We start from the raw sequence: 21502 nt of genomic DNA, 5'->3' as shown, positions 1-21502 counted from the left end.
GGGGGGGCGCCGGGCCGGGCCGCCCCCGGGGCGGGCGGGGGCGGCCGCGCGCGCCGCCCCCCCCCCCCCCCCCCCCCCCCCCCGCCCGGTTCCGGGCCGCGATCAGGTCGCGGTACGACCGCGGCGCCGGCCGAGCACGACGGCACCGCCACCGAGCAGGAGCAGGCCCGCGGCTCCGCCGATGTACAGCGCGGTCTTGTCGTCACCGCCGGTCTCGGCCAGACGCGGCGGCACCGCCGTCGGCGGGGTGGCCGGGTTGCCGCCGGACCGCCCTTCGGGGGTCGGCGGCGCCGACGCCTCGCCCGGCCGGACGGTCGGCGGCGCGCTCGGGTCGCCGGGGCGGGCCGTGGGCGGCTCGGCGGCGGGGTTGTTTGCCTCGGGCGCCGAGCCCTGGGGCGGTCGGGCGGCCGGGGGCAGGGTGGACGGGGCAACCCCCCGGCCATCGGCGGCGCGGGCCGGGTCGGCCGGCGGGGCGTCGGCGGCCATGGCCGCGCTCTGCGGCAACAGCACGGCGGAGGCCGCGAGTACGAGGCCGGCGCCGAGCACGCGCCCGGCCCGGACCCGGCCGCCGTGCGGCGAGGCGGTCGTGCGGCGCGGGAGGCGTGGGGAAGGAATGAACACCGTTCTCCTTGTCGAGCATCGAACGGGCCGCCGTGTACACGGAGGCCGCCACCATCGAGTGACGGACATCCAGACGCGCGGCCCCGCGCCGGGTTCCCGATCCCGGCGAACTTTTTTCACCGGCCCCGGGAAATGCCGTCGCCGGCGCACCGGGCCGAACCCCGGCACGTGACCGGGAGCACACCGAATTCGCCGTCGCGCGGCCCGGATCGAGTCACATCCGGCCGACCGAACACGTCACATGTTCGAGGGCGTACGGCCCGGGCCCGATCGCGCGGGATGCCGCGGTCGGGCCCGGCCGGCACGGCGCGCGAACGAGAGGGACGTCGCGAATGAGCACTGGGGAACAGACCCGCACGGCCAAGGGCGGGGCAAACACCGACCGGCCCGTCCCGGACGGCGCGGGCGTGCGGTTCGCCGACGCCGTCGACGGTCGACTGGGCGTCTACGGCGCCGCCAAGCGCCACCTGCGGAAGGTCTTTCCGGACCACTGGACCTTCATGCTCGGCGAGATCGCCCTGTACAGCTTCATCGTGCTGCTGTTGACCGGTGTCTTCCTGACGCTGTTCTTCAAGCCGAGCATGCAGCAGGTCGTCTACGACGGCTCCTACGTACCGCTCCAGGGCATCCACATGTCCGAGGCGTACGCCTCGACGCTGGAGATCAGCTTCGATACGCGCGGCGGCCTGATGATCCGCCAGATCCACCACTGGGCGGCGCTGATCTTCATCGCGGCCCTGTTCGTGCACATGTTCCGGATCTTCTTCACCGGAGCGTTCCGCAAGCCCCGGGACATCAACTGGCTGTTCGGCTTCCTGCTGCTGATCCTGGCCATGCTCAACGGCTTCACCGGCTATTCGCTCCCGGACGACCTGCTCTCCGGTACCGGTCTGCGGATCGCCGAGGGGGTGATCCTGGCCATCCCGCTGGTCGGCACCTACCTGCAGTTCTTCCTGTTCGGCGGGGAGTTCCCGGGCGAGGACATCGTGCCCCGGCTGTTCACCATCCACGTGCTGCTCGTCCCGGCGATCATGGTCGGCCTGGTCACCGTGCACCTGACCCTGGTCTGGTACCAGAAGCACACCCAGTTCGCCGGCCCGGGCAAGAGCGAGAAGAACGTGGTCGGCCAGCCGTTCCTGCCGGTCTACGCGGCCAAGGCCGGCGGCTTCTTCTTCCTGGTGTTCGGGGTGACCGCGCTGCTGGGCGGGATGGTGCAGATCAACCCGATCTGGGCGTACGGTCCCTACAACCCGGGTCAGATCAGCGCGGGCTCGCAGCCGGACTGGTACATCGGCTTCCTGGAGGGCGCGCTGCGCATCATGCCGAACTGGGAATGGAACATCTGGGGCCACACGCTCAGCTTCAACGTGCTGATTCCGACCGTGATCCTGCCGGGTGTGCTGTTCACCCTGATCGGCGCCTACCCGTGGATCGAGGCCTGGATCACCGGTGACAAGCGCGAGCACCACCTGCTGGACCGCCCGCGCAACATGCCGGTCCGCACCGGTCTGGGCGTCGCCTGGATCGTGTGCTACGGCGTGCTGTGGGTCTGCGGCGGCAACGACGTGATCGCCACCCACTTCCACCTGTCGATCAACACGATCACCTGGGTCGGCCGCTTCGCGTTCTTCATCGCGCCCGTGCTGGCCTACCTGGCCACGGTGCGGATCTGCAAGGGTCTGCAGCGGCGCGACCGGGACAAGGTCCTGCACGGTCGCGAGACCGGCGTGATCAAGAAGCTCCCGCACGGCGAGTTCATCGAGATCCACGAACCGCCGGCCGCCGGGGTGCGGCACACGCTCACCGCCCACGAGCAGCCGAAGCCGTACCGGCTGGAGCCGGCCCGGGACGAGAACGGCGTGGCCCGCAAGGTCACGCGCGCGCAGAAGCTGCGTTCGAGGATGTCGCACTGGTACTTCGCCGAACCGGTCGCGAAGCCTACCGTCGAGGAATACCGGGAACTCGCCGGCGACCACGAGCACCCGTAGCGGACCGCCGCCGCCCGAGCCGACCGATCACCGGCGGCCGCACTCCTCGGAGGAGGGACCCGTCATGTCCTCGACCGTCCCGCATCGCGTGCGCCCCGGTCGGACCGGCCACGACCCGCGGGTGGATCCCGTCCTGATCCACGCGGTCCACCACGCCCTGCGCCGGGACCTGCGCGCGTTGGTGTGCTGGGCCCGAACCGGCGTGCCGGTGGCCACTCCCGGTTGGACGGACTTCCGCCGGTACCTCACCGTGCACCACGAGGCCGAGGACGCCGTGTTGTGGCCCCTCCTACTCGCCGCGGCGGGCCCCGGACCGGGGCTGCGCCGGGTGCTCGTCGAACTGGAGGACGAACATCGGCGGGTGGCCGAGCTGGTGGCCACGGTGGACGACTGCCTGTCCGGCCGCGGGCCCGCCAGTCGCACGCTGGAGCACGCGACCGCGCTGGCCGCGGCGTTGACCGCGCACCTGCACCACGAGGAGACGACCGTCCTGCCGCTGGTGGCGAACCTGGTCACGCCCGGCGACTGGGCGCACTTCGACATCGCCCAGCGGAAACCGCTGGGCCCGGGTCCCGGGGCGGCGTTCCTGTCCTGGCTCCTCGAAGGACTCCCCCCGGACCGGCAATCCGCCGTCCGGGCCCAGTTCCCGCCGGCCGTGCGACTCGCCCACCGCGCCCTGCGCGCCGGGCACGCCCGCCGGGTCCGCTGGTAACACCGGGCGACCGAGCGCACCGACCGGTCCGCGTCGCGGGCTCGGGGAAGCACACGCGTCATACCGACATGGATATACCGAACCTCGGATTCGGCATTTGTATGTGATGTCTCCCGGGGTCAGGATCCATCTTGACGCGCTGTGAACATCGGCCGCCGCAGCGGCTTTGCGGAGTGAACGCCCGCCCCCCGAGTGGATAGGTCACCCATGCGTAATTCGGCTCCGACAGAGAGCGTGGACCCCGGCGAAAAGGCCGCGGGCAGAACGGCCGCCGCGACATTGGCCGGGACCACGCTCGAATGGTACGACTTCTTTCTCTACGGCACGGCTGCCGCACTCATCTTCGACAAACAATTCTTCCCCTCCCTGAGCCCGGCGGCGGGTACTCTCGCGTCCTTCGGCACGCTCGCCGTCGGATTCGTCGCCCGACCGCTGGGCGGGCTGGTCTTCGGCCATTTCGGCGACCGCATCGGCCGAAAGGCGACCCTCGTGGTGTCGCTGGTGCTGATGGGCGTCGGCTCGACCCTGATCGGCGCCATTCCCAATTACGACACGATCGGCTATTGGGCACCGGTCCTGCTCGTCCTGTTGCGCATCGTCCAGGGCATCGGGCTGGGCGGCGAGGGTGCCGGCGCGACGTTGATGTCGATGGAGCACGCACCCGCCGGGAAGCGGAACCTGTACGCGGGATTCCCGCAGATGGGAACACCGGCGGGACTGGTCCTGGCGAACATGGTCTTCCTCGCCGCCAGTACCGGGATGAGCGATCACGCATTCACCGGATGGGGCTGGCGCATCCCGTTCCTGATGAGTTTCATCCTGGTCGCGGCCGGACTGGTGATCCGCCTGCGGGTCAGCGAATCCCCATCCTTCAATCGTGCCCTGGAACAGGACCACGTGGTCCGATTCCCGCTCGCCGAGGCATTCAAGGTCGGTCTTCCCCGACTCGGTCTCACCCTGCTCGCCGTGGTCGCCAACTCGGCGGTCGCCTATGTCTTCATGGTGTTCACGCTGTCCTACGGCACCAAGCATCTCGACTATGAGAAGCGATTCCTGATCCTGAGCATCTCGGCCGCCGCCGTGCTCTGGTTCGTGAGCATTCCGCTGTGGACCCGAATTGCCGACCGATACGGCCGGCGCTCCATGTTCATCGGCGGTTCGGCCGCGATCCTGGCCTGGTGTATCGCCTTCTTCCCGCTGCTGAACACCGGGAATTCGGCGCTCGCGGTGCTCGCCCTCGCCGGAATGGGCCTGATCATTCCGATCACGCACTGTGTGCAGGGCGGCATCATCGCCGACACGTTCCCCGTGCACGTCCGCTACTCGGGGTCCTCGCTGATCCTGCAACTCGGCGCCGTGCTCGGCGGCGGACTGGCACCGACGATCTCCACCGCGCTGTTGAACTCCGGCGACTCCTCGACCGGCGTCACGTGGTACCTGGTCGCGATGTGCACGATCAGTCTGGTCGGTGCGATCGCCCTGTTCCGCGTGGTCCCCGAGGGCGCGCCGGAACCGGCCGCCCGCCCGGCGCCGGCCGTCGCGGAGGCGTGAGTTCGGGCATCGGAATCGATCGTGTCCCGGCGGCGGGTCGCGACGGGGTCAGGAACGGCCGCGTGGCTTGCCGCGCTTGGCGCCCTTGCTCGCGCCGGGCCCGCCGCGCGCGCCCCTCCCGGCCGACCCGCCGGCACCCGGCTTGCGTCGGGCGCCGGAGGCGTCGGGGCGCTGGGCCTTGGCCTTGGCCGCGGACTTGGGTTGCGGCGGGGTCGGAGTCCGGCCGCGCGAGCTGTTGACCGTGCGGCCCCGGACGATCCCGATGAACTCCTCGACCAGGTCCGTGGTCCGCGCCTCCGGCCACGCCAACGCCACGCGCGACTCGGGCGCATCGGTGACCGGCCGGTAGGTCAGGTCCTTGCGGTGGTGCAGGCGGGCGAGCGACTGCGGGACCACGAGCAGGCCCACCCCGGCGGCCACCAGTTCGACCGCGTCCGCCGTGGTCGCGGGCCGTTCCTTCGCGGGCACCCCCGGGCGCCGCTCCCACTCCAGGGTGTCGTCGAGGGGGTGCAGTACCAGCGCGTCGGCCAGGTCCTCGGCGACCACCTCGTCCATCGCCGCCACCTCGTGGTCCTTGGGCACCACGACCACCGTGGTCTCCGCGTACAGCGGAATCGCGCTCAGGTCGGTCCGCTCGATCGGCAGCCGCACCAACCCCGCGTCGGCCCCGCCCGCGCGCAACACGTCGGCCGCGTCGGCGGCGGACACCGCGATCAGGGTCAACGGCACGTCGGGCAGCCGCTCGTTCCAGACCCGCACCCATTTCGTGGGGGTCACTCCCGGAACGTAGGCGAGCCGGAACGGGGTGGGTGCTTCCGAGCCTGTCACCACGTCAGGCTACCGGCCATGATCGGAGGCACCGCACACGGTCGCTACTCTTGACACCATGACGTCGCACAAGACCACCCAGACGATGAAGCCCGCGACCGCGGCGAAGAAGCTGGGCGTGTACCTCCAGGCCACCCCCGCCGAGTTCCAAGAGGGTGTCGTCTCCCGCGACGAGTTGAACGCGCTGCAGGCCGACCCGCCCGAGTGGCTCCGGGAACTGCGCCGCAACGGCCCGCACCCGCGGCCCGTCGTCGCGAGCAGGCTCGGTGTCTCCATCGCCGGCCTCGCCCGCGGCGGCATCACCGACGCCCTCACCACCGAGCAGATCGACGCGCTGAAGGAGGACGGTCCGGAGTGGCTGCGCCAGGAGCGCGCCACCCAGGCCGAGGTCCGGAAGGAAACGATCCGGATCAAGGAGAAGAACAAGGAGAAGAGCGCGGAGCAGAGCGACGAGCCCCGCGCGAAGGCGCGCCGACCGCGCTCCTGACCCGCCGTACGGGGGTCGCCCGGCCCGGGGCCGGGCGGCCCCTCGCCGCGTCGGCCGGATCGGCCGGCTCCACCGCCACCGTGATCAACGGCCGCGGGGTGCCCGAGTCGGCGGCCGCCGCCATGGACCTCGAACTCCGGCCGTGCGGCGTCCTGTCGGGCCTCGCCCCGGTCGGCCCCGATCGGCCCCGAGCGGCCGAAGGCCGCTCAGCCGACGTCGTTAGTCAGGCCGGCGGTGGCGAGCAGGTAGGCGGTCATCGGTGCGTAGTCCCGGGCGTCCACGACGTGGTCGTCGAGCGGGACGGTGACCGTGACGGTGCCCTCGGCCTCGCCGAGGAACAGCGCCGGGTCGTTGCAGTCGGCGAACGCGACGGTGGGAATGCCGTGTTGCCCGGCGCGGCCCGCCCAGCCGTGGTCGGCGACCACCAGGTCGGGCCAAGGCTGCCCGGCCGCGGCGAGGGCGTCCAGGATCGCGCTCATCGGCTGCGGCGCGTGGGTGTGCCACAGCGTGGCCCCGCGCTCCAGCACCGCCACGTCGCCGAACTGGCGCACGCTGCCGCTGGTGTCGTCGTCGCCCTCGGTGGTGTGCAGCCCGCGCGGGATGTCGAGGATCTCGGCGCCGGCCGCCCGCAGTGCCCGGCCGATGGCCTGGTGTACGTCCAGCAGGCCGCCGGGGTGTCCGGTCGCAAGCAGCACGCGCAACCGTCGGGCGGCGGCGTCGCGCAGGACGGCGGCCATCCGGTCGAGCCCGTCCAGGGTGAGCCGCGGGTCGATGGTGTCCTGGCCGGTGCGGTGGTCGGGGTCGGGATGCACGCCCACCCGCTCGACCATCACGGCGAGCACGTCGTCCTCGGTCTTCCAGCGATCGCCCAGGTCCAGGCCCAGCCAAAACCGCCGGTTGCCCTTCACCAGTTCGACATAGTGCCGGAGGTTGACCTCCCGGGGCGTGGCCACTTCGCCGGCGATGCGGGTGTTCGTCAGGTGCCGAAGCAACTCGTCACGGGACGGAGGGGTGTTCGGCGTCGTCATGCGGCCATTGTGCCCACCCGGTCGGAGACCCACGGCAACCGGGGCCCGTGACCGGCCGCCGGTGGCCGCACCGCGGCCTCCGACACCGAACTGCTCGCCTCGACCGCGGACGCCGAGCCGGTCGGCGCATCGCCCTCGGGCGCCGGACCGCTCGACTCGGGGCTCGGGCCGAGCCGGGCCCCGCGTGGCCTCAGCCGCGGAACCGGGAGAGTTCGCTGCGCGAGCCGACGCCGAGCTTGGGATATGCCTTGTAGAGGTGGTATTCGACGGTGCGCGGGCTCAGGAACAACCGGCCCGCGATGTCCCGGTTGCTCACGCCCTCGGCGGCGAGTCGCACGATGTGCAGTTCCTGCGGGGTCAGTCGGCCCAGTACGTCCGCGTCCCCCGTATCGGCCGGAGCCGCGTCTCCGGTGGCGCGCAGCTCGGTCCGGGCCCGCTCGGCCCACGGCGACGCGGCCAGGCGCTCGAAGGCGGCGAGCGCGGCGCGCAGTGGGGTGCGTGCGGCCGAGCGCCGGCGGGCCCGGCGCAGCCATTCGCCGTACAGCAGTTCGGTGCGCGCCCGTTCGAACGGCCGCCCGCCGCGCTCGTGTTCGCGAATCGCCTCGGCGTACCGCTCCCCCGCCGCAGCCGGGTCGGCGAGCAGCGCCCGACAGCGCAGCGCGACCGCGATCGCCCACGGGGTCCCGCTCGCCCGGGCCCACGCCTCGAAGCGCTCGCCCGCCTCGCGCCCGCGCTCGGGGGTGCCCGCCCGGGCGGCGGCCTCGACCAGGTCGGCCTGCGCGGCCACGGCCGCGGCGGTGTGCCGGGCCGGGCCGCGGGTGCAGTCGGTCAGCCGGCGGACCGCCGTTTCGTACCGGCCCAGGGTGAGGTCGAGCAGCCCGAGCGCGCAGTCCGCGGCGACCGCGGCTTCGGTGACGCCGCCGAATTCGGGCCTGTCGGCCCGGTCGGTGCCGGTCGCGAGCGCCGCCCGGCAGCCGGCCTCGTCACCCCGTACGGCGGCGATCCGGGCGGTGATCACGCCGAGTCGGGCCGGCCGGCGCGCCTGCCCGGTGTCCCGCGCGAGGGTGAGCGCCTCGGCCACGGTCGCCGCCGCGTCGTGATCCAGGCCCGCCATCGCCTGGGCGTGGGCCAGGACCTGGAGCGTGCCGGGCAGCGCGCCGAGCTGGCCGCGGGCCCGGGTGCGTGCCGCGTCGCCGGCGGCCAGTTCCAGGGCCGCGTCGTCGTCGCCGAGCAGTACCGCGACGGTGCCGGCCAGGATCCGGACGAGCAGCGGGCCGGGCGGACGGGCCCGTATCCCGGTGACGAAGGACCGCAGGACCGGCAGGCTGCGCGCCGGGCCGTCGTCGACCAGGTGCGCCAGCGCGGTGATCGCCGCGACCGGCGACCCCGGGTCCGCCGACGCACCCGAGGCGGACGGCAACTCGGCCGCGAGCACGGCCAGTTCGCGCAGCTCGACCTGCTCCGCCGCGGACCAGGCGCTGCCGGCGGCCATGGTCAGCAGGCTCAGCGCCGGGTCCGGGTGCGTGCGCGCGATCGGTCGGGCGTGCTCGATCAGCAGTCGGGCGGCGCCGCGCGGGGTGCCGCGTTCGGTCGCCGCGGTGGCCCGAACCATGGCCAGGCCGGCGCGCAGCAGCGGGTCCTCGGTCTGCGCGAAGGCCCGCTCGGCCAGCGCCGCCGCGTGCTCGGTGCGACCCGCGATCACCGCCGACTGGGCGGCCAGGACGGTACGCCGGGCCCGGTCCGCGGGCTCCGGGCTGAGCCGGGCGGCCCATTCGTGGATCGGCGCGGCGGCCCCGGTCGCGCCCCGTTCGTGGGCGTGCACCGCGGCCCGCTCCAGCGCGGCGGCGACACTCTCGTCCGGCCCGGCGGTGCCCTCGGCCGCGTGCCACAGCCGCCGCTCGCCGTCGGTGGCCGCCGCCAGCGCGCGGTGCACCGCCAACCGGCCGGCCACGTCGGCCCGCTGGTAGGCGGTCGAGCGCACCAGCGGGTGCCGGAACACGATCGTGCCGGCGGTGCCACGCAGCAGGCCGGCCGCCACGCACGCGTCGAGGTCCTCGGCGCCGGCGCCCAGGGTCCGCGCGGCCCGGAGCACCGTGCCCAGGTCGCCGGTGCCCTCGGCGGCGGCGACGGTCAACACCACGCGGGCGGGCGCGGGCAGCCGGTCGATCCGGTCGCCGAACTCGGCCAGGACCCGGTCGGTGACGGGCAGCGCGGCGGGCGGGTCGATCCGGCCGGTACGCGCGTCCGCGTCGAGCCCGGCGGCGAGTTCGATCAGGGCCAACGGGTTGCCGGCGGACTCGGCGACGATGCGCTCGCGCAGCGCCGGGGTCAGGTCCGGGACCCGTTCGGCGAGCAGTGCGTCGGCCAGGTCCCGGTCCAGTGCGGACGGCGCGAGCTCGGGCAGCGCACGGGCCTCGAAGGCCTCCGGTGCGTCCCGGGCGGCGAAGAGCACGCCCACGCCCTCGGCGTCCAGCCGCCGGGCCGCGAACAACAGCACTTCGGCGGAGGCGGCGTCCAGCCAGTGCGCGTCGTCGATCAGGCACAGCAGCGGCCGCTCCCGGGACAGGTCGGAGAGCAACCCGAGCACGGCCGAACCGACCAGGTATCGGTCCGCACCCGCCGCGGCCAGACCCAGCGCCCCGCGCAGCGCGGCGGCCTGCACGTCGGGCAGCGTGTCCAGTCGATGCACCACCGGTCGCAACAGCGCCTGCAACGCGGCGAACGGCAGGCCCGCCTCGGCCTCCACGCCCGCGACGCGCAGCACCCGCACATCCGCGGCCTCGTGCGCGGCCTCGTCCAGCAGCGCGGACTTGCCGATACCGGCCGGTCCGCGCAGCACCAGGACCGCGCCGCGGCCTGCCCGGGCCCGCTCGATCACCGCGGCGATCGCGGCACGTTCGGCATCACGGCCCCACAACCTCGCGCGCGTCGCGTCGCCGGCCCGGGACGAGGGTGTGGTCACGACTGCGGACTCTCCGGGTTCGGGTTCGCACCGCCCCTGGGCTCCCGCGGGGTCGGTCGGCCGGTCGGTCCGGGCACATGATCACCGTAGGGGGTGGGCCGAATCCGCACATGGCCGGGCACGGCGGCGCCGGGGGGCGACGGGTGCGACGGAAGGGGGTGGCGGCTGGTCCGTGTGTCGCCCCTGGCCCGCCGGGTGTGGCCGAGGGCCCGGCCCTTCCCGTTCATCGGCGCGAAATCCCGCCATAAGCCGGCCGATTCGACACGTTCTCCTTTCGTTGTCCACCGGGGAGACTGATGGCGCGGTGCGACGACCCAGCCGCCTCATCCGCACCAGCGGAGGAGCCGTTGGGCACGCCGACCGCGAACGACCGTACGACAGATGGTTCGTGTGATGATCTACCCGCCCTTTTTGCAGGAAGGATCGATATGAGCCCCGTAACGGTGGAGATTCGCGACGCCGGGCCGCTCGACGTCGAAGTGGAAGAGGAAGCCGTCGAGTTCGAGGACGAATCGAACCCGGACCGCCGGATCGAGGCGTGTCTGCCGGAGCCCTGGCCCACCGCGACGACCCGCGTCGGGTGTGACTGGAACAACTGACCCGACGGATCCGGCCCGACCCCGTGACACCCGGACGGGCCCGATGATCCGGACCGCTCGATCGTCCGGACGCACCGGCACGCACGGCGGCCCGATCGGAGAGCGCTCGACCCGATCGGGCTCGCGTCCCGGCGGCGACGCACGCACGAGCCACGGCGTGCGGGGCGCCCGCCGGCGACCCATCCGCGGCACCCGTGGCCGCGACGAAGCGGGCAGCGGCAGAAGCGGGAGGGGACATGGTGCGGTCGATTGCGGCCGGATCCGCGCAGGACCTTCGCACCCGACTGGACGCACTGGTGGCCGGTCACGATCGGCGCTGCCGCGCGGACGACGTCTGGCTGCACCTGTTCGACCCGCGCATGCCCGCGCTCGACCACGGCTGGAAGTTGCACGTCTCGGCCCGCCCCGAGGACTTCGTATCGACGCTGGATCTGCTGGTTCCGGTCCTGCTGCGCTACACCTGCCTGGCCAAGTTCGCGGTCAGTACCACCGTCCTGGAAGAACTGAACGCCGGCGTACGCGACCCGGCGGTGGTCGGCAAGGCGGTCACCGTCTACCCGCGCGAACAGGACGTGACGGCCCTCGGCCGGGAACTGGCCGACGTACTGGCCGGTCGCCACGGCCCGCGCGTGCTCGGCGACCGGCGGGTCCGGCCCGACGCACCCGTCTACTACCGCTACGGCCCCTTCCGCGCACTCGGGCCCACGGCCGCCGAGTTGGTGATGATCGGCCCCGACGGACAGCGCTTCCCCGGCCGGGCGAGCATCCGCTACCGCCAACCCCCTTGGGCGGCCGACCCGTTCGGCGGCCCCGCGCCCGGCTCGGGGCGACCCGCCCGTCTGGTCGGCGGTCGCTACCGACTCACCTCGGGCATCGCCCGATCCCCGCACGGGGACGTGTACCGCGCATCGGACACCACGACCGGCGCGCGGGTGGTGGTCAAGCAGGCCAGGGCGTACGCGGGCGAGGACGGCGACGGGGTGGACGCCCGGGGCCGGTTGCGGCACGAGCGCGCCGTGCTGGCGACCCTGGCCGACCTGGAGGGCGTGCCGCGGGTGGTCGACCATGTGCGCCACGGCGAGGACGAGTACCTGGTCACCACCGACTGCGGCCCCGCGGACCTGCGCCGCGACGTGCAGACGCACGGCCCCTATCCGGGCGATGCCCGGCCCGGGCGCCGGGTGAGCGTGCTGGCCCGCCGACTGCTCGCGGTACTGGACGGGATGCACGCCCGGGGCGTGGTGATGCGCGACCTCAAACCGGGCAACGTGGTCCTCGACACGGACGGCACCTGCCGGGTGGTCGACTTCGGCATCAGCGCGCTGGGCGCCCACCGCCCGGCGGGCGGCACCCCCGGCTACACCCCGGCCACGGGCTCGACCGACGACCCGCCCGACCCCGCCGACGACCTGTACGCGCTGGGCGCGACCCTGCACTACGCACTGACCGGCATGGATCCGGTGATCGTCGATCCCGACCCGGCCGTCGGCCGCGACCGCACCCTGGCCTGCCTGGCCGCCGCGCTGCCGGGCGCCACCCACCGACCGGTCCGGGCGCTGGTCGCCGGGCTCCTGGACCTCGATCGGGCCGAGCGGATCGACTGCGCCCGGCGGCTGCGGGCCGGCCTGCCCGAACCGCCGCGCGGACGGCGGTTGCCGGCGCCGCCGCGAATCACCGCCGGCCTCCTGGACGACGTGATCGCGCACACCGTGGCCGACTGCGTACGCACCGCCGCCGACCTGCCCACCGGGTCGGGTCCGCGGCCCGGATCGACGCTGACGCTCTACGCGGGCGCGGCCGGAGTGGGCCTGGAACTGCTGCGGCACATCGACCGGCCGGGGGTGCCGGAAGCGGTGGCCGGGCTGGCCCGGCGCACCGCGACACACCCCGAACTGGATGCGCTCTCCGGTGCGTTGTACACCGGCCGGACCGGGGTCGAGCTGTTCCTGTGCGGCGCGGCCACGCTGCCGGACGCCGACATCCCGCGGCCGGCCCTTTCCGCCGAGCCGCTGCCGTACGACGACACCGGCGACCAGATCGGCGGCGCGGCGGGCGCCGGAACGGGCCGACTGCTGCTCGCCCGGCAGGCGCAGGCGGCAGGTCGCACCGCGCAGGCCGCCGAACACCTGGCCGCGGCACACTCCTGCGCCCAGTCACTCCTGGACCGCCCGCACGACCCGGAGCACCCCGAACTCGACCTGCCACCGGCCTCCTCCCGCGCGGCCTACGCGCACGGCTACGCCCACGGCAGCGCCGGCATCGTGCATTTCCTGCATGCCCTCACCAGCTGCGGGGACGCCGGCGCCGATCCGGCGATCGCCCGCGCCGCCCGGGCGGGTCTGGATCGACTCGCCGCACGCACACCGGAGTTGCTGGCTTCGGCGGCGCGCCCGGGCGCCGCCCGGCACTTCGGGTCCTGGTGTCGGGGCATGGCCGGGATCGGTACCGTGCTGATCGCGGCGGGCTCGCCCGCGCGAGATCCCGAACTGCTCGAACTCGGCCTGCGCTGCGCCCGGTTGTGTCATGCGCTCGCACCGAGGATGAGCCTGGTGTCGCAGTGCTGCGGCCTGTCCGGAGTCGGCGAACTGCTCGTGGACGCCGCACTCGCCACCGACGACGACGCACACTGGCGGGCCGCCGAGGACGTGGTGGCCCTGATCCTGACCCGCAGCGGCGGCACGCTCCGGCGTCCGCTGTTCCCGGACAACACGCTCACCGGCACCGATCCCGGCTGGGCCACGGGCGGCACGGGCGTGTTGTCCCTGCTGCGCCGGGTATGCGACCGGGGCGGCGAGCGCCTCGTCGGGCCGCCGCGGGGCCTGTGACCGGTGTGCTCGGGACCGATGGAGGTCTGCCTGCCGGGAATCCGGTTCCGCTACGTCCCGGGGACCCAGTAGCCGTGCACCTCGTTGATCAGCGGCGGGGTCGGACTCGGCGGGAAGCCCAGTTCCTCGGCCACCGGCATCAGGCGGGCGGTGAACGCTTCCATCGCCGCCTGCGACTCCCACAGGTCGATGACGCGTACGCCGTCGCCCGTCGCGATCGCCACGTGGGCCAGACATCCCGTCGCCGGAATCTCGCCGGACTGCACCCGCGCGGAGAGCTTGTCGTACTTCTCCGTGTCGACCCCCGTCAGATCGATCTGCATGAGAATGGCCATGACGGTCCTCCAGACGTGCCGATGTCACCAGTGGGATGGCACCACTTCCATCCTGGCCCGTCGCACAGGCCACGCAACCGGGCCGTGCGCACGAGTCCCGGGTCCGGGCAGTGTCCGAGGACCTGTGCGGGCGACACCGTGACACCCTGCCGCCCGGCGGCACACACCGCGATCGCATCGAACCGGGGCTGACGACGGACGTACACCGGCCGACCGTACCGGGGGGTTAGCACTACCCGGAGCGGCCGGGTGGCACGCTCGTCCCGGGCGGTCGCATCCCGAGATGCTGGGTCCGGCAAATCCCGCTGGTTCCCCAGAGATTCCGTAGGAGTTCGGCTCGTGCGACAGCAGGCATGGCAGAGGTTTCGTTCTTCCGGGCAGACGAGGGACGGTCGGCGCAAGGTCGCGCCGGTCGCCGCCGCGATGGCAGTCGGCGTGATCGCGATGGGGGTCCTGGTACCGCCCTCGGCATATGCCGGCGGCAGGCCGGACGGCGTCCGGCAGAGCCTGAGCGCGCTGGTGCGCTCCGACGACCTGCCCGCCGGGCTGGCGAGTGTCCGGGACCGTTCCGGCCACACCCGTACCTACACCGCCGGGGTGGGCGACGCGGCCACCGGCGCGCCGGTGCCGGAGGACGGTCAGGTGCGAATCGGCAGCAATACCAAGGCGTTCACCGCGGTGGTCGTGCTGCAACTGGTCGGCGAAGGCCGGATCGACCTCGATGCCAAGATCGACGACTACCTCCCGGGTCTGGTCCGCGGGGAGGAAATCGACGGACGCCACATCACGATCCGTCACCTGTTGCAGCAGACCAGCGGTCTGCCCAACTACAGCGACCATCTCGGCGAGGAGATCCGATACTTCGCGCCCCGCGAACTCGTCGACATCGCCCTCCGGTACAAGGCCGACTTCGCCCCCGGGAAGAAGTGGGCGTACAGCAACACGAATTACGTACTGGCCGGCCTGATCGTCGAGAAGGTCACCGGCCGGTCCCTCGCCCAGGAGATGGACCGGCGCATCATCAAGCGCATCGGGCTGCGGCACACCTACTTCCCCGCCCCCGGTGATGCCACGATCCGAGAGCCCCACCCCAAGGGCTACTACCGCGATGCGCCCGGCGCGCCGCTGCGCGACATCACGGAGATCGACCCGTCCTGGGGCTGGGCGGCAGGTCAGCTGATCTCCACCAACTCCGACCTCAACCGGTTCTACACCGCGCTCCTGGCCGGCCGACTCCTCCCGCCGGCCCAACTCGCCCAGATGCGCACCACCGTTCCCGCCGAAGCCACCTTCGGCCCCGGTGCCCGCTACGGCCTGGGGCTCGTGAGCAAGCCGCTGCCGTGTGCGGACGGCCGCCTCTACTGGGGCCACGGCGGCAGCTTCCCGGGCTACGAGACCCGGGGCGGAGCCACCGACGACGGCCGCGCCGTCAACGTCGCGGTGACCATGCAACTGTCCGGCGAGGCAGCCAGGGAGCGTGTCGACAGCGTCGTGAACACGGCCCTGTGCCGCTGAACCGCAGCTGAGGGGGACCGTCCGGCCGGGTGCGCGGACGCACCGGGCCGGACGGTCCCCTTCCCGACCCGGCGAGGGGCCGGCGGTCACCCCCGAAGAGAGTGGCGGCGTTGCGGAAGGCCCGACGCGATCGGCTCAGCCGGCCATGCGGGCATATCTGCGCCGGGCCCGCTCCGCCGCCGTCGGCGAGGCCGCCGCGAGGGCGTCGGCGAGTGTGCGCCCGGCGAGTTCACGCCGGTAGACGAGTTCGGCCCGGCGCACCAGCGTGCTCACCCCGCATGCGACCCGGGACATTTCACGTCCCGATTGCTTCGGTGATCGTGAAGCGCGTGGTGTGCGAGTCCCGAACAGGGCATACGAGGGAGATGTGCCCGCCCGAGGGTCCCGAGGGCCACCCGAAAGCTCCGAGGCCCACCGGAGTCCGGGGAGAGAAGAAAGGAGCCGCATGCCGTCGGAAGTCGATCTCGCCGCGGCGCTGTCCAGGGTCAAGGAGAGCGAGACCTCACTGATCGCCCAGGTCCTGCGCACCACCGTGGCGGCGGTGACCTCCTACGTCGCCGCGCTGTTCCTGGCCGGCGCCGATCCACAGCCGATCCTGGCCCCGCTCACCGCGCTCCTGGTCGTCCAGGTCACCTCGTACGCGACCTTCACCACCGGTGCCCAGCGGGTGGCCAGCGTGGTCTCGGGGGTCCTGATCGCGGTGCTGTTCAGCGAGGCCGTCGGGCTCAACTGGTGGAGTCTGACCCTGCTGCTGTTGGCCTCGCTCGGTCTGGGGCACCTGATCCGGCTCGGCGACTCGATCAACGAGGTGGCGATCAGCGCGATGATCGTGCTCGGCGTCAGCCAGGTCGCGGACACCGCGTGGGACCGGGTTGCGGAGACCCTGATCGGCGCGGCCGTCGGCATGGTGTTCTCCCTGGTGTTGGCGCCGCCGGTGCACGTGCGGCCCGCGAACGAGGCGGTGTTGTCCGCCTTCGACGCGCTGATCCGGCTCCTGGACACCATGGCCGGGGAACTCGACGACGACCTCGGCCACGACCGGGCGCACGGCTGGTTGGAGGAGGCTCGCCGGATCGACCGGGACATCGTGCGGGTGGACGCGACGCTGTCCACCGCCGAGGAGGGCACCCGGTTCAATCCGCGCGGCCGACGGGCCACGGTGCGTGTGCTCGCCCTGCGCAGCGGTCTGGACACCGCCGAGATCAGCGCGGTGGCGCTGCGCATGGCGTGCCGGGCGCTGGGCGGTCTGTATGCGCGGGGCGAGCGGGGCGAGCCGGCCTACGCCGAGATCCCGTTGGCCACCGTGCAGTCGCTGCGCAGCCTGTTCCGCTCGCTGGCCGCGCTGTTCGCCGCGTACAGCCACCTGGTGGTGCTGCACGGTCAGGATCTCCCGGAGGACTCCGCCCGGGCCGAGGACAGGCTGCGCGACCGGCTGGCCGAGGCCGACGCGGACCGCTCGCGCACCGAGGCGATCCTGCTCGCCGACTCGATCGAGAACCCGGACCGCTGGGAGTTGTACGGCAGCCTGCTGACCGCGATCGACAAGCTCGTCGACGAGACCCGGCCCGCGGGCACCCCGGGTGACCTGGCCCAGCGGATCGACGAGCGCCGCCGGCGGCTCGCCGCGGAGCGCCGGCTGCGGGCCGCGGTCGCCCGGCCCGGTCCGGCGGTGCGCGCACGCATCCGCCGGGCCGTGGCGCCCACCGACCGGCTGCTGCGGGTTCCGCGCCGGTTGCACCGACACACGCTGCGCCGGCGCCGGTGACGCATCCCGGCGGACGAGCGGTCGGGTACGGCCGGCCGGTGCGCGAGCCCCGCACCGGCCACCCCTGGGCACGACCTGAGCTCACCCCCGTGTACGAGCTCATGCCGAGTGGCGGGGGTGCCGGGTGTCCGGGGCGGGCCCGGCGAACCGCCGTGGGTCCAGCCAAGCAGCCCGGCTCCGCGGCGGCATCCCGTCCCGGGTGGAGGGGTGGCTGCAACCGGCGCGGTAGCCGAACCGAGACGGGTCAACCCCCGGCGTAGTCGCGTCCGGACGCCGCGCCGGCCCGGGCCGCCGGGGCACACGTACCCTGTGAAGCCCCGAAGCCAAGGACCGGACACCGTGCGGCACAACCCCGAAGAACAGCTCATCCACACCGTCGCGGCGGCCGGCGAGCCGTTCGGCCTCGCGCTGGCCGGTGTCCGAGGCCTGCGCCGGCACGGCCTGTCGGACCGGGACGGTGACGGCGTCGACTTCGCCCTCGCCACCCGCGACGCCGGGAGGCTCACCGCCGCCCGCACCGCGATCGCCGCGGCCCTGACCGAGCAGGGGTGCCGCGTCTCCGTCGACGGCAGGGCCACCGGCAAGGCGTTCGTGCGGCTGAACGTGCGGCCCGCCGGGGCCGGGCACGGCACGCCGCTCACCCTGCACGTCGCGCCCCGCACCCACGAGCCCGCCGTCGTGGCCGGCGTTCCGGTGCTGCATCCCGACGACCTCGCCGCGGCCAAGCTGGTCACCCTGGTCCTGCGCTCGGAGGTGCGGGACGCCTTCGACGTCTTCGCGCTCGCCGACCGCTACGACCCCGACCGGCTGATCGACCTGGCCCTGGCACACGATCCGGAGCTGCGTGCCGAGGACTTCCTGACCGCGTTCAAGCACGTCACCGAGCGCGAGGAGGTCGAGTTCACCCGGTTCGGCGCGCCGACCGCGCGAGTCGCCGCCGTCCGCGCCTGGTTCCAGGAGCGATTCACCGAACTCTCCGCCCGGCACAGCCGCCCGATCGCCGCCGCGCTCGACCCGAAGGTGCTCGCCAGGCTGGCAGCGTTGGCGCAGTCCACGGGGCCGGCGGCCCCGACGGAGCGACCGTCCGGCGACGGACCCGGGTGACCCGGGCCGTCGCAGCCGCCGGGTCCGTCGATCAGCGCCGGCCGCCGGGTGTGACCAGGCCGGTCTCGTAGGCCAACACCACCGCCTGGGCCCGGCTGGAGAGGTTCAGCTTGGCCAGCGCGCGGTTGAAGTGGGTCTTGACCGTCGACTCGGTGACCACCAGCGTGCCGGCGATCTCGTTGTTGGCCATGCCCCTGCCGACCAGGCGCAGCACCTCCAACTCCCGTCCGGTCAACGCCTCCAGGTCGGGCGGCACGTCGCCGCCGCCGGCCGCGTCGGCGAACGAGACGTAGGTCTCGATCAACCGCCGGGTGACACTGGGCGCGAAGAGCATGTCGCCGGCCATCACCGCATCGATCGCGGCCAACAATCGCTGCGGGCCGATCTCCTTGAGCAGGAACCCGGACGCGCCGGCCCGCAGCGCGGCATAGACGTACTCGTCCAGATCGAACGTGGTCAGCACCACGATCCGAGGCGGAGTGCCCTCGGCGGCGGCCAGGATGCGTTCGGTGGCGACCACGCCGCTCACCCCGGGCATCCGGATGTCCATCAGGATCAACTCGGGCCGCAACTTGGCGGCCATGTCGACGGCCTCGGCCCCGTCGGATGCCTCCCCGACCACCTCGATACCCGGGGCCGCGCGTAACAACGCGGCCAGTCCCGCCCGGATCAAGACCTGGTCGTCGACCACCAATACCTTGGTCACCCCGTCGTTCCTTCCGTCACGTCGGTACGAGGCGGCCTAGACGTCCCCCGCGCTCCCGACGGGCTCGGCCGGGATCGGCAGGACGAGGACGACCTCGAATCCCCCTTCGGGTCGCCGTCCCGCAACGAGCGTCCCGCCGTAGAGCTTGGCGCGCTCGGACATGCCGATCAACCCGTGCGCCGCCACCCCACCGATTGTGCCCGGATCCGAACCGTGCGGTGCGACTATCGGCCCCTCGCCGCCGTCGTCGGTCACGGTGATGCGCAAGTGGTGCGGCCCATAGTCCACCAAAAGGTCCACCCGGGCGGTTCGGGCGTGTTTGAGCACGTTGGTCAGGGCCTCCTGGACGATCCGGTACGCGCACAACTCGATGCCCGGCGACAACGGGCGCTCGATGCCCACCGTCCGGCGTCGCACGTCGACTCCCGCCGCCCGGATCCGGCGCACCACCTCGTGCAACCGGGCCAGACCCGGCGCCGGATCCAGCCGATCGTCGGCGGTCCGCCCGCGCGCGGCGTCCGGTGGCGCATCGTCCGGGTTCGTCTCCTCGCCGTCCGCCCGCAGCAGCATCAACATCCGGCGCATCTCGTCCAGCGTCTCGCGCGTGGTCTCGCCGATCGTGCGCAACGCCGCCTCGGCGGTGGGCGGATCGGAGGTGAGCACATACTCGGCCAGGCCCGCCTGCACCGAGATCACCGACACGTGGTGGGCGACCACGTCGTGCAACTCGCGGGCGATGCGCACCCGTTCGTCGGTCACCGCGCGCCGGGCCCGAGCCTCCTGCTCGCGGGCCAGCCGGGCCGTCAACACCGCGTACTGCGCGTTGCGTTCGCCCAGCCGCCGGGCCGCGATGCCGAACCAGCAGATCCCCGGCGGGATGACCAGGGCCTGGGCGACGACGGTGGCCATCGAGCCGCCGTCCGCGGCCAGTCCGGCGTACAGCCAGGTCGCGCTCACCGCCGGCACGCACCAGAGCAGGACCCGGACCGGACGGTGCGCGGCGACGGTGTAGATCGCCATCAGCGTGCCGAGGGAGTTCACCACCGGCCAGTAGCCCAGGGCGATGTACCAGACCTGGAGGGTGAGCACGGCCAGCAGGACCGGGATCGGAGCGCGTCGGCGCAGGATCAGCGGCAGGTTGATCACCACGATCAGCACGAAGCCGCACGTGTCGGTCCTGCGCCAATTTCCGGTGGGATCCTCGCGGGCCAGCAGCAGGCTGACCACGATGTAGGACAACGCCAGGATCGCGTCCACCACGATCGGCGGAAGGATGAAGGCCTGCCTACTCCACAGCGTTCGCGCCCGCATCGGCGCAGCGTAGCCCGCAATCGCGGGTCGGTCGTCAAACCCACGGTCCACCCGCGTCTACCACGCTGGTTGTAGACGGCGACGGACCCGGACGCCGCCGGACACATCCGGCGCCCCACCGGACCGCCCCGGCACGGTTGTGCAGGGATCGCGCCGTGCTTTGGCAGATGTTGCCGTCGTGCACGCGGCCTGCACAGCATGTACTGAACACCGATCGCCCGTCCCGGACGGGCCGGGCCGTACGCGTGTCGAAAGGTGTGCCGTGGCGGAGGCGTGGTGGGACGGCGAGGACGTCGACGGGCCCGAGGCTGTGGTCGCCCGGCTGGACGGCGTGGACTACCTGGCCGGGGACGGCATCGGCACCGCCGCCTGGCTCGCGCTGCGGATGGGCCGGCCGCTGCTGGTGGAGGGCGAACCCGGGGTGGGCAAGACCGCACTCGCCCAGGCCCTGTCGGACGCGTTTCGCGTACCGCTCTTCCGGCTCCAGTGCTACGAGGGCCTGGACGCCTCGCAGGCGCTGTACGACTGGGACTTCCCGCGTCAGATGTTGCATCTGCGGGCGGCCGGCGCGGCGGGCGAGACCGATGCCGCGACCCTGGAGGCCGGGCTGTACGACCGGCGCTACCTGATCGCCCGGCCGGTGCTGCGGGCGATCGAGGCGGCACCGGCGGTGCTGCTCGTGGACGAGGTGGATCGGGCCGACGACGAGTTCGACGCGTTCCTCCTGGAGGTGCTGTCCGATTTCGCGGTGACCGTGCCCGAACTGGGCCGGATCGCCGCGAAGGTGCCGCCGCTGGTGGTGTTGACGTCCAACCGCACCCGCGAACTGCACGACGCGCTCAAGCGGCGCTGCCTCTACCACTGGCTCGACCACCCCGACCACGCGCACGAGGTGGCGATCGTGCGCCGCCGGCTGCCCGAGGTGAGCGCCCGACTGGCCGAGGACGTGGTCCGCGCCGTCAACCGGCTGCGCGCGACCGACCTGGTCAAGCCGCCCGGTGTGTCCGAGACGCTGGACTGGGCCTGCGCACTGCTCGTGCTGGGCGTGCGCGACCTGGACCCGGACAGCGCGGCACGCACCCTGGGCACGGTGCTCAAGCATCGCGAGGACCTGGACGCGGTGCACACGGCCGGGCTCGGCCGGCTGCTCGCGGCGGGCGACTGA

General features: G+C 73.2%; 18 protein-coding genes. 10 read left to right on the top strand and 8 right to left on the bottom strand.

The window, feature by feature from the left end; translation table 11 throughout:
- Positions 1-102 precede the first annotated feature (102 nt).
- Positions 103-621, bottom strand: coding sequence for an LAETG motif-containing sortase-dependent surface protein (locus ACIBM5_RS09890; RefSeq protein WP_396006322.1), 519 nt, complete (start codon positions 619-621; stop codon positions 103-105).
- Positions 622-953: 332 nt separating this feature from the next.
- Here ACIBM5_RS09890 and ACIBM5_RS09885 point away from each other — a divergent pair, with 332 nt between their 5' ends.
- From ACIBM5_RS09885 to ACIBM5_RS09875, 3 genes are all read left to right on the top strand, one after another.
- On the top strand, positions 954-2609 hold the full coding sequence (locus tag ACIBM5_RS09885) for a cytochrome bc complex cytochrome b subunit (protein ID WP_396006321.1): 1656 nt from the start codon (positions 954-956) through the stop codon (positions 2607-2609).
- Positions 2610-2673: 64 nt separating this feature from the next.
- Positions 2674-3321, top strand: a complete 648-nt coding sequence (locus ACIBM5_RS09880) for a hemerythrin domain-containing protein (RefSeq protein ID WP_396006320.1) — start codon at positions 2674-2676, stop codon at positions 3319-3321.
- A gap of 207 nt (positions 3322-3528) precedes the next feature.
- Positions 3529-4872, top strand: coding sequence for an MFS transporter (locus ACIBM5_RS09875; protein ID WP_396006319.1), 1344 nt, complete (start codon positions 3529-3531; stop codon positions 4870-4872).
- 48 nt (positions 4873-4920) lie between these two features.
- Here the strand turns inward: ACIBM5_RS09875 and ACIBM5_RS09870 are convergent, their stop codons facing one another.
- Positions 4921-5700: a LysR family substrate-binding domain-containing protein gene (locus ACIBM5_RS09870; protein WP_396006318.1), complete on the bottom strand. Its 780-nt coding sequence runs from the start codon at positions 5698-5700 to the stop codon at positions 4921-4923.
- Positions 5701-5758: 58 nt separating this feature from the next.
- Between ACIBM5_RS09870 and ACIBM5_RS09865 the strand changes: the two genes are divergently transcribed.
- The gene (locus ACIBM5_RS09865; protein ID WP_396006317.1) at positions 5759-6187 is read left to right on the top strand and encodes a DUF5997 family protein; all 429 of its coding nucleotides are present in this window, start codon (positions 5759-5761) and stop codon (positions 6185-6187) included.
- 206 nt (positions 6188-6393) lie between these two features.
- On the opposite strand, the gene ACIBM5_RS09860 is transcribed toward ACIBM5_RS09865, so the two are convergent.
- Positions 6394-7215 (bottom strand): phosphatase, encoded by an 822-nt coding sequence (locus ACIBM5_RS09860; protein WP_396006316.1) that lies wholly within the window; start codon positions 7213-7215, stop codon positions 6394-6396.
- A 190-nt stretch (positions 7216-7405) separates the two neighbouring features.
- Positions 7406-10177: an AAA family ATPase gene (locus ACIBM5_RS09855; protein ID WP_396006315.1), complete on the bottom strand. Its 2772-nt coding sequence runs from the start codon at positions 10175-10177 to the stop codon at positions 7406-7408.
- A gap of 428 nt (positions 10178-10605) precedes the next feature.
- Here ACIBM5_RS09855 and ACIBM5_RS09850 point away from each other — a divergent pair, with 428 nt between their 5' ends.
- Positions 10606-10776 (top strand): SflA family class IV lanthipeptide, encoded by a 171-nt coding sequence (locus tag ACIBM5_RS09850; protein ID WP_391583840.1) that lies wholly within the window; start codon positions 10606-10608, stop codon positions 10774-10776.
- Positions 10777-11012: 236 nt separating this feature from the next.
- Positions 11013-13601, top strand: a complete 2589-nt coding sequence (lanL, locus tag ACIBM5_RS09845; RefSeq protein WP_396006313.1) for a class IV lanthionine synthetase LanL — start codon at positions 11013-11015, stop codon at positions 13599-13601.
- A gap of 50 nt (positions 13602-13651) precedes the next feature.
- Here the strand turns inward: lanL and ACIBM5_RS09840 are convergent, their stop codons facing one another.
- Positions 13652-13936, bottom strand: a complete 285-nt coding sequence (locus ACIBM5_RS09840; RefSeq protein WP_396006312.1) for a hypothetical protein — start codon at positions 13934-13936, stop codon at positions 13652-13654.
- Positions 13937-14275: 339 nt separating this feature from the next.
- Here ACIBM5_RS09840 and ACIBM5_RS09835 point away from each other — a divergent pair, with 339 nt between their 5' ends.
- Positions 14276-15451 carry a serine hydrolase domain-containing protein gene (locus ACIBM5_RS09835; protein ID WP_396006310.1) on the top strand — a complete coding sequence of 392 codons (1176 nt, stop codon included), beginning with the start codon at positions 14276-14278 and terminating at the stop codon, positions 15449-15451.
- 135 nt (positions 15452-15586) lie between these two features.
- On the opposite strand, the gene ACIBM5_RS09830 is transcribed toward ACIBM5_RS09835, so the two are convergent.
- On the bottom strand, positions 15587-15745 hold the full coding sequence (locus ACIBM5_RS09830; protein WP_396006309.1) for a hypothetical protein: 159 nt from the start codon (positions 15743-15745) through the stop codon (positions 15587-15589).
- A gap of 151 nt (positions 15746-15896) precedes the next feature.
- Between ACIBM5_RS09830 and ACIBM5_RS09825 the strand changes: the two genes are divergently transcribed.
- Complete coding sequence (locus tag ACIBM5_RS09825) at positions 15897-17216, top strand: aromatic acid exporter family protein (RefSeq protein ID WP_396006307.1); 1320 nt, start codon at positions 15897-15899, stop codon at positions 17214-17216.
- 339 nt (positions 17217-17555) lie between these two features.
- Positions 17556-18320 (top strand): nucleotidyl transferase AbiEii/AbiGii toxin family protein, encoded by a 765-nt coding sequence (locus tag ACIBM5_RS09820; protein WP_396006306.1) that lies wholly within the window; start codon positions 17556-17558, stop codon positions 18318-18320.
- Positions 18321-18351: 31 nt separating this feature from the next.
- Here the strand turns inward: ACIBM5_RS09820 and ACIBM5_RS09815 are convergent, their stop codons facing one another.
- Both ACIBM5_RS09815 and ACIBM5_RS09810 read right to left on the bottom strand, forming a co-directional pair.
- A complete protein-coding gene (locus ACIBM5_RS09815; RefSeq protein ID WP_396006304.1) occupies positions 18352-19026 on the bottom strand; it encodes a response regulator in 675 nt (224 codons plus the stop codon).
- A gap of 36 nt (positions 19027-19062) precedes the next feature.
- The gene (locus ACIBM5_RS09810) at positions 19063-20337 is read right to left on the bottom strand and encodes a sensor histidine kinase (RefSeq protein ID WP_396006303.1); all 1275 of its coding nucleotides are present in this window, start codon (positions 20335-20337) and stop codon (positions 19063-19065) included.
- Positions 20338-20599: 262 nt separating this feature from the next.
- Between ACIBM5_RS09810 and ACIBM5_RS09805 the strand changes: the two genes are divergently transcribed.
- A complete protein-coding gene (locus ACIBM5_RS09805; protein WP_396006302.1) occupies positions 20600-21502 on the top strand; it encodes an AAA family ATPase in 903 nt (300 codons plus the stop codon).

Origin of the sequence: Embleya sp. NPDC050493, assembly GCF_044458105.1 — a bacterium.
Lineage (GTDB): Bacteria > Actinomycetota > Actinomycetes > Streptomycetales > Streptomycetaceae > Embleya.
This window is presented reverse-complemented; position numbering and strand designations above follow the sequence as displayed.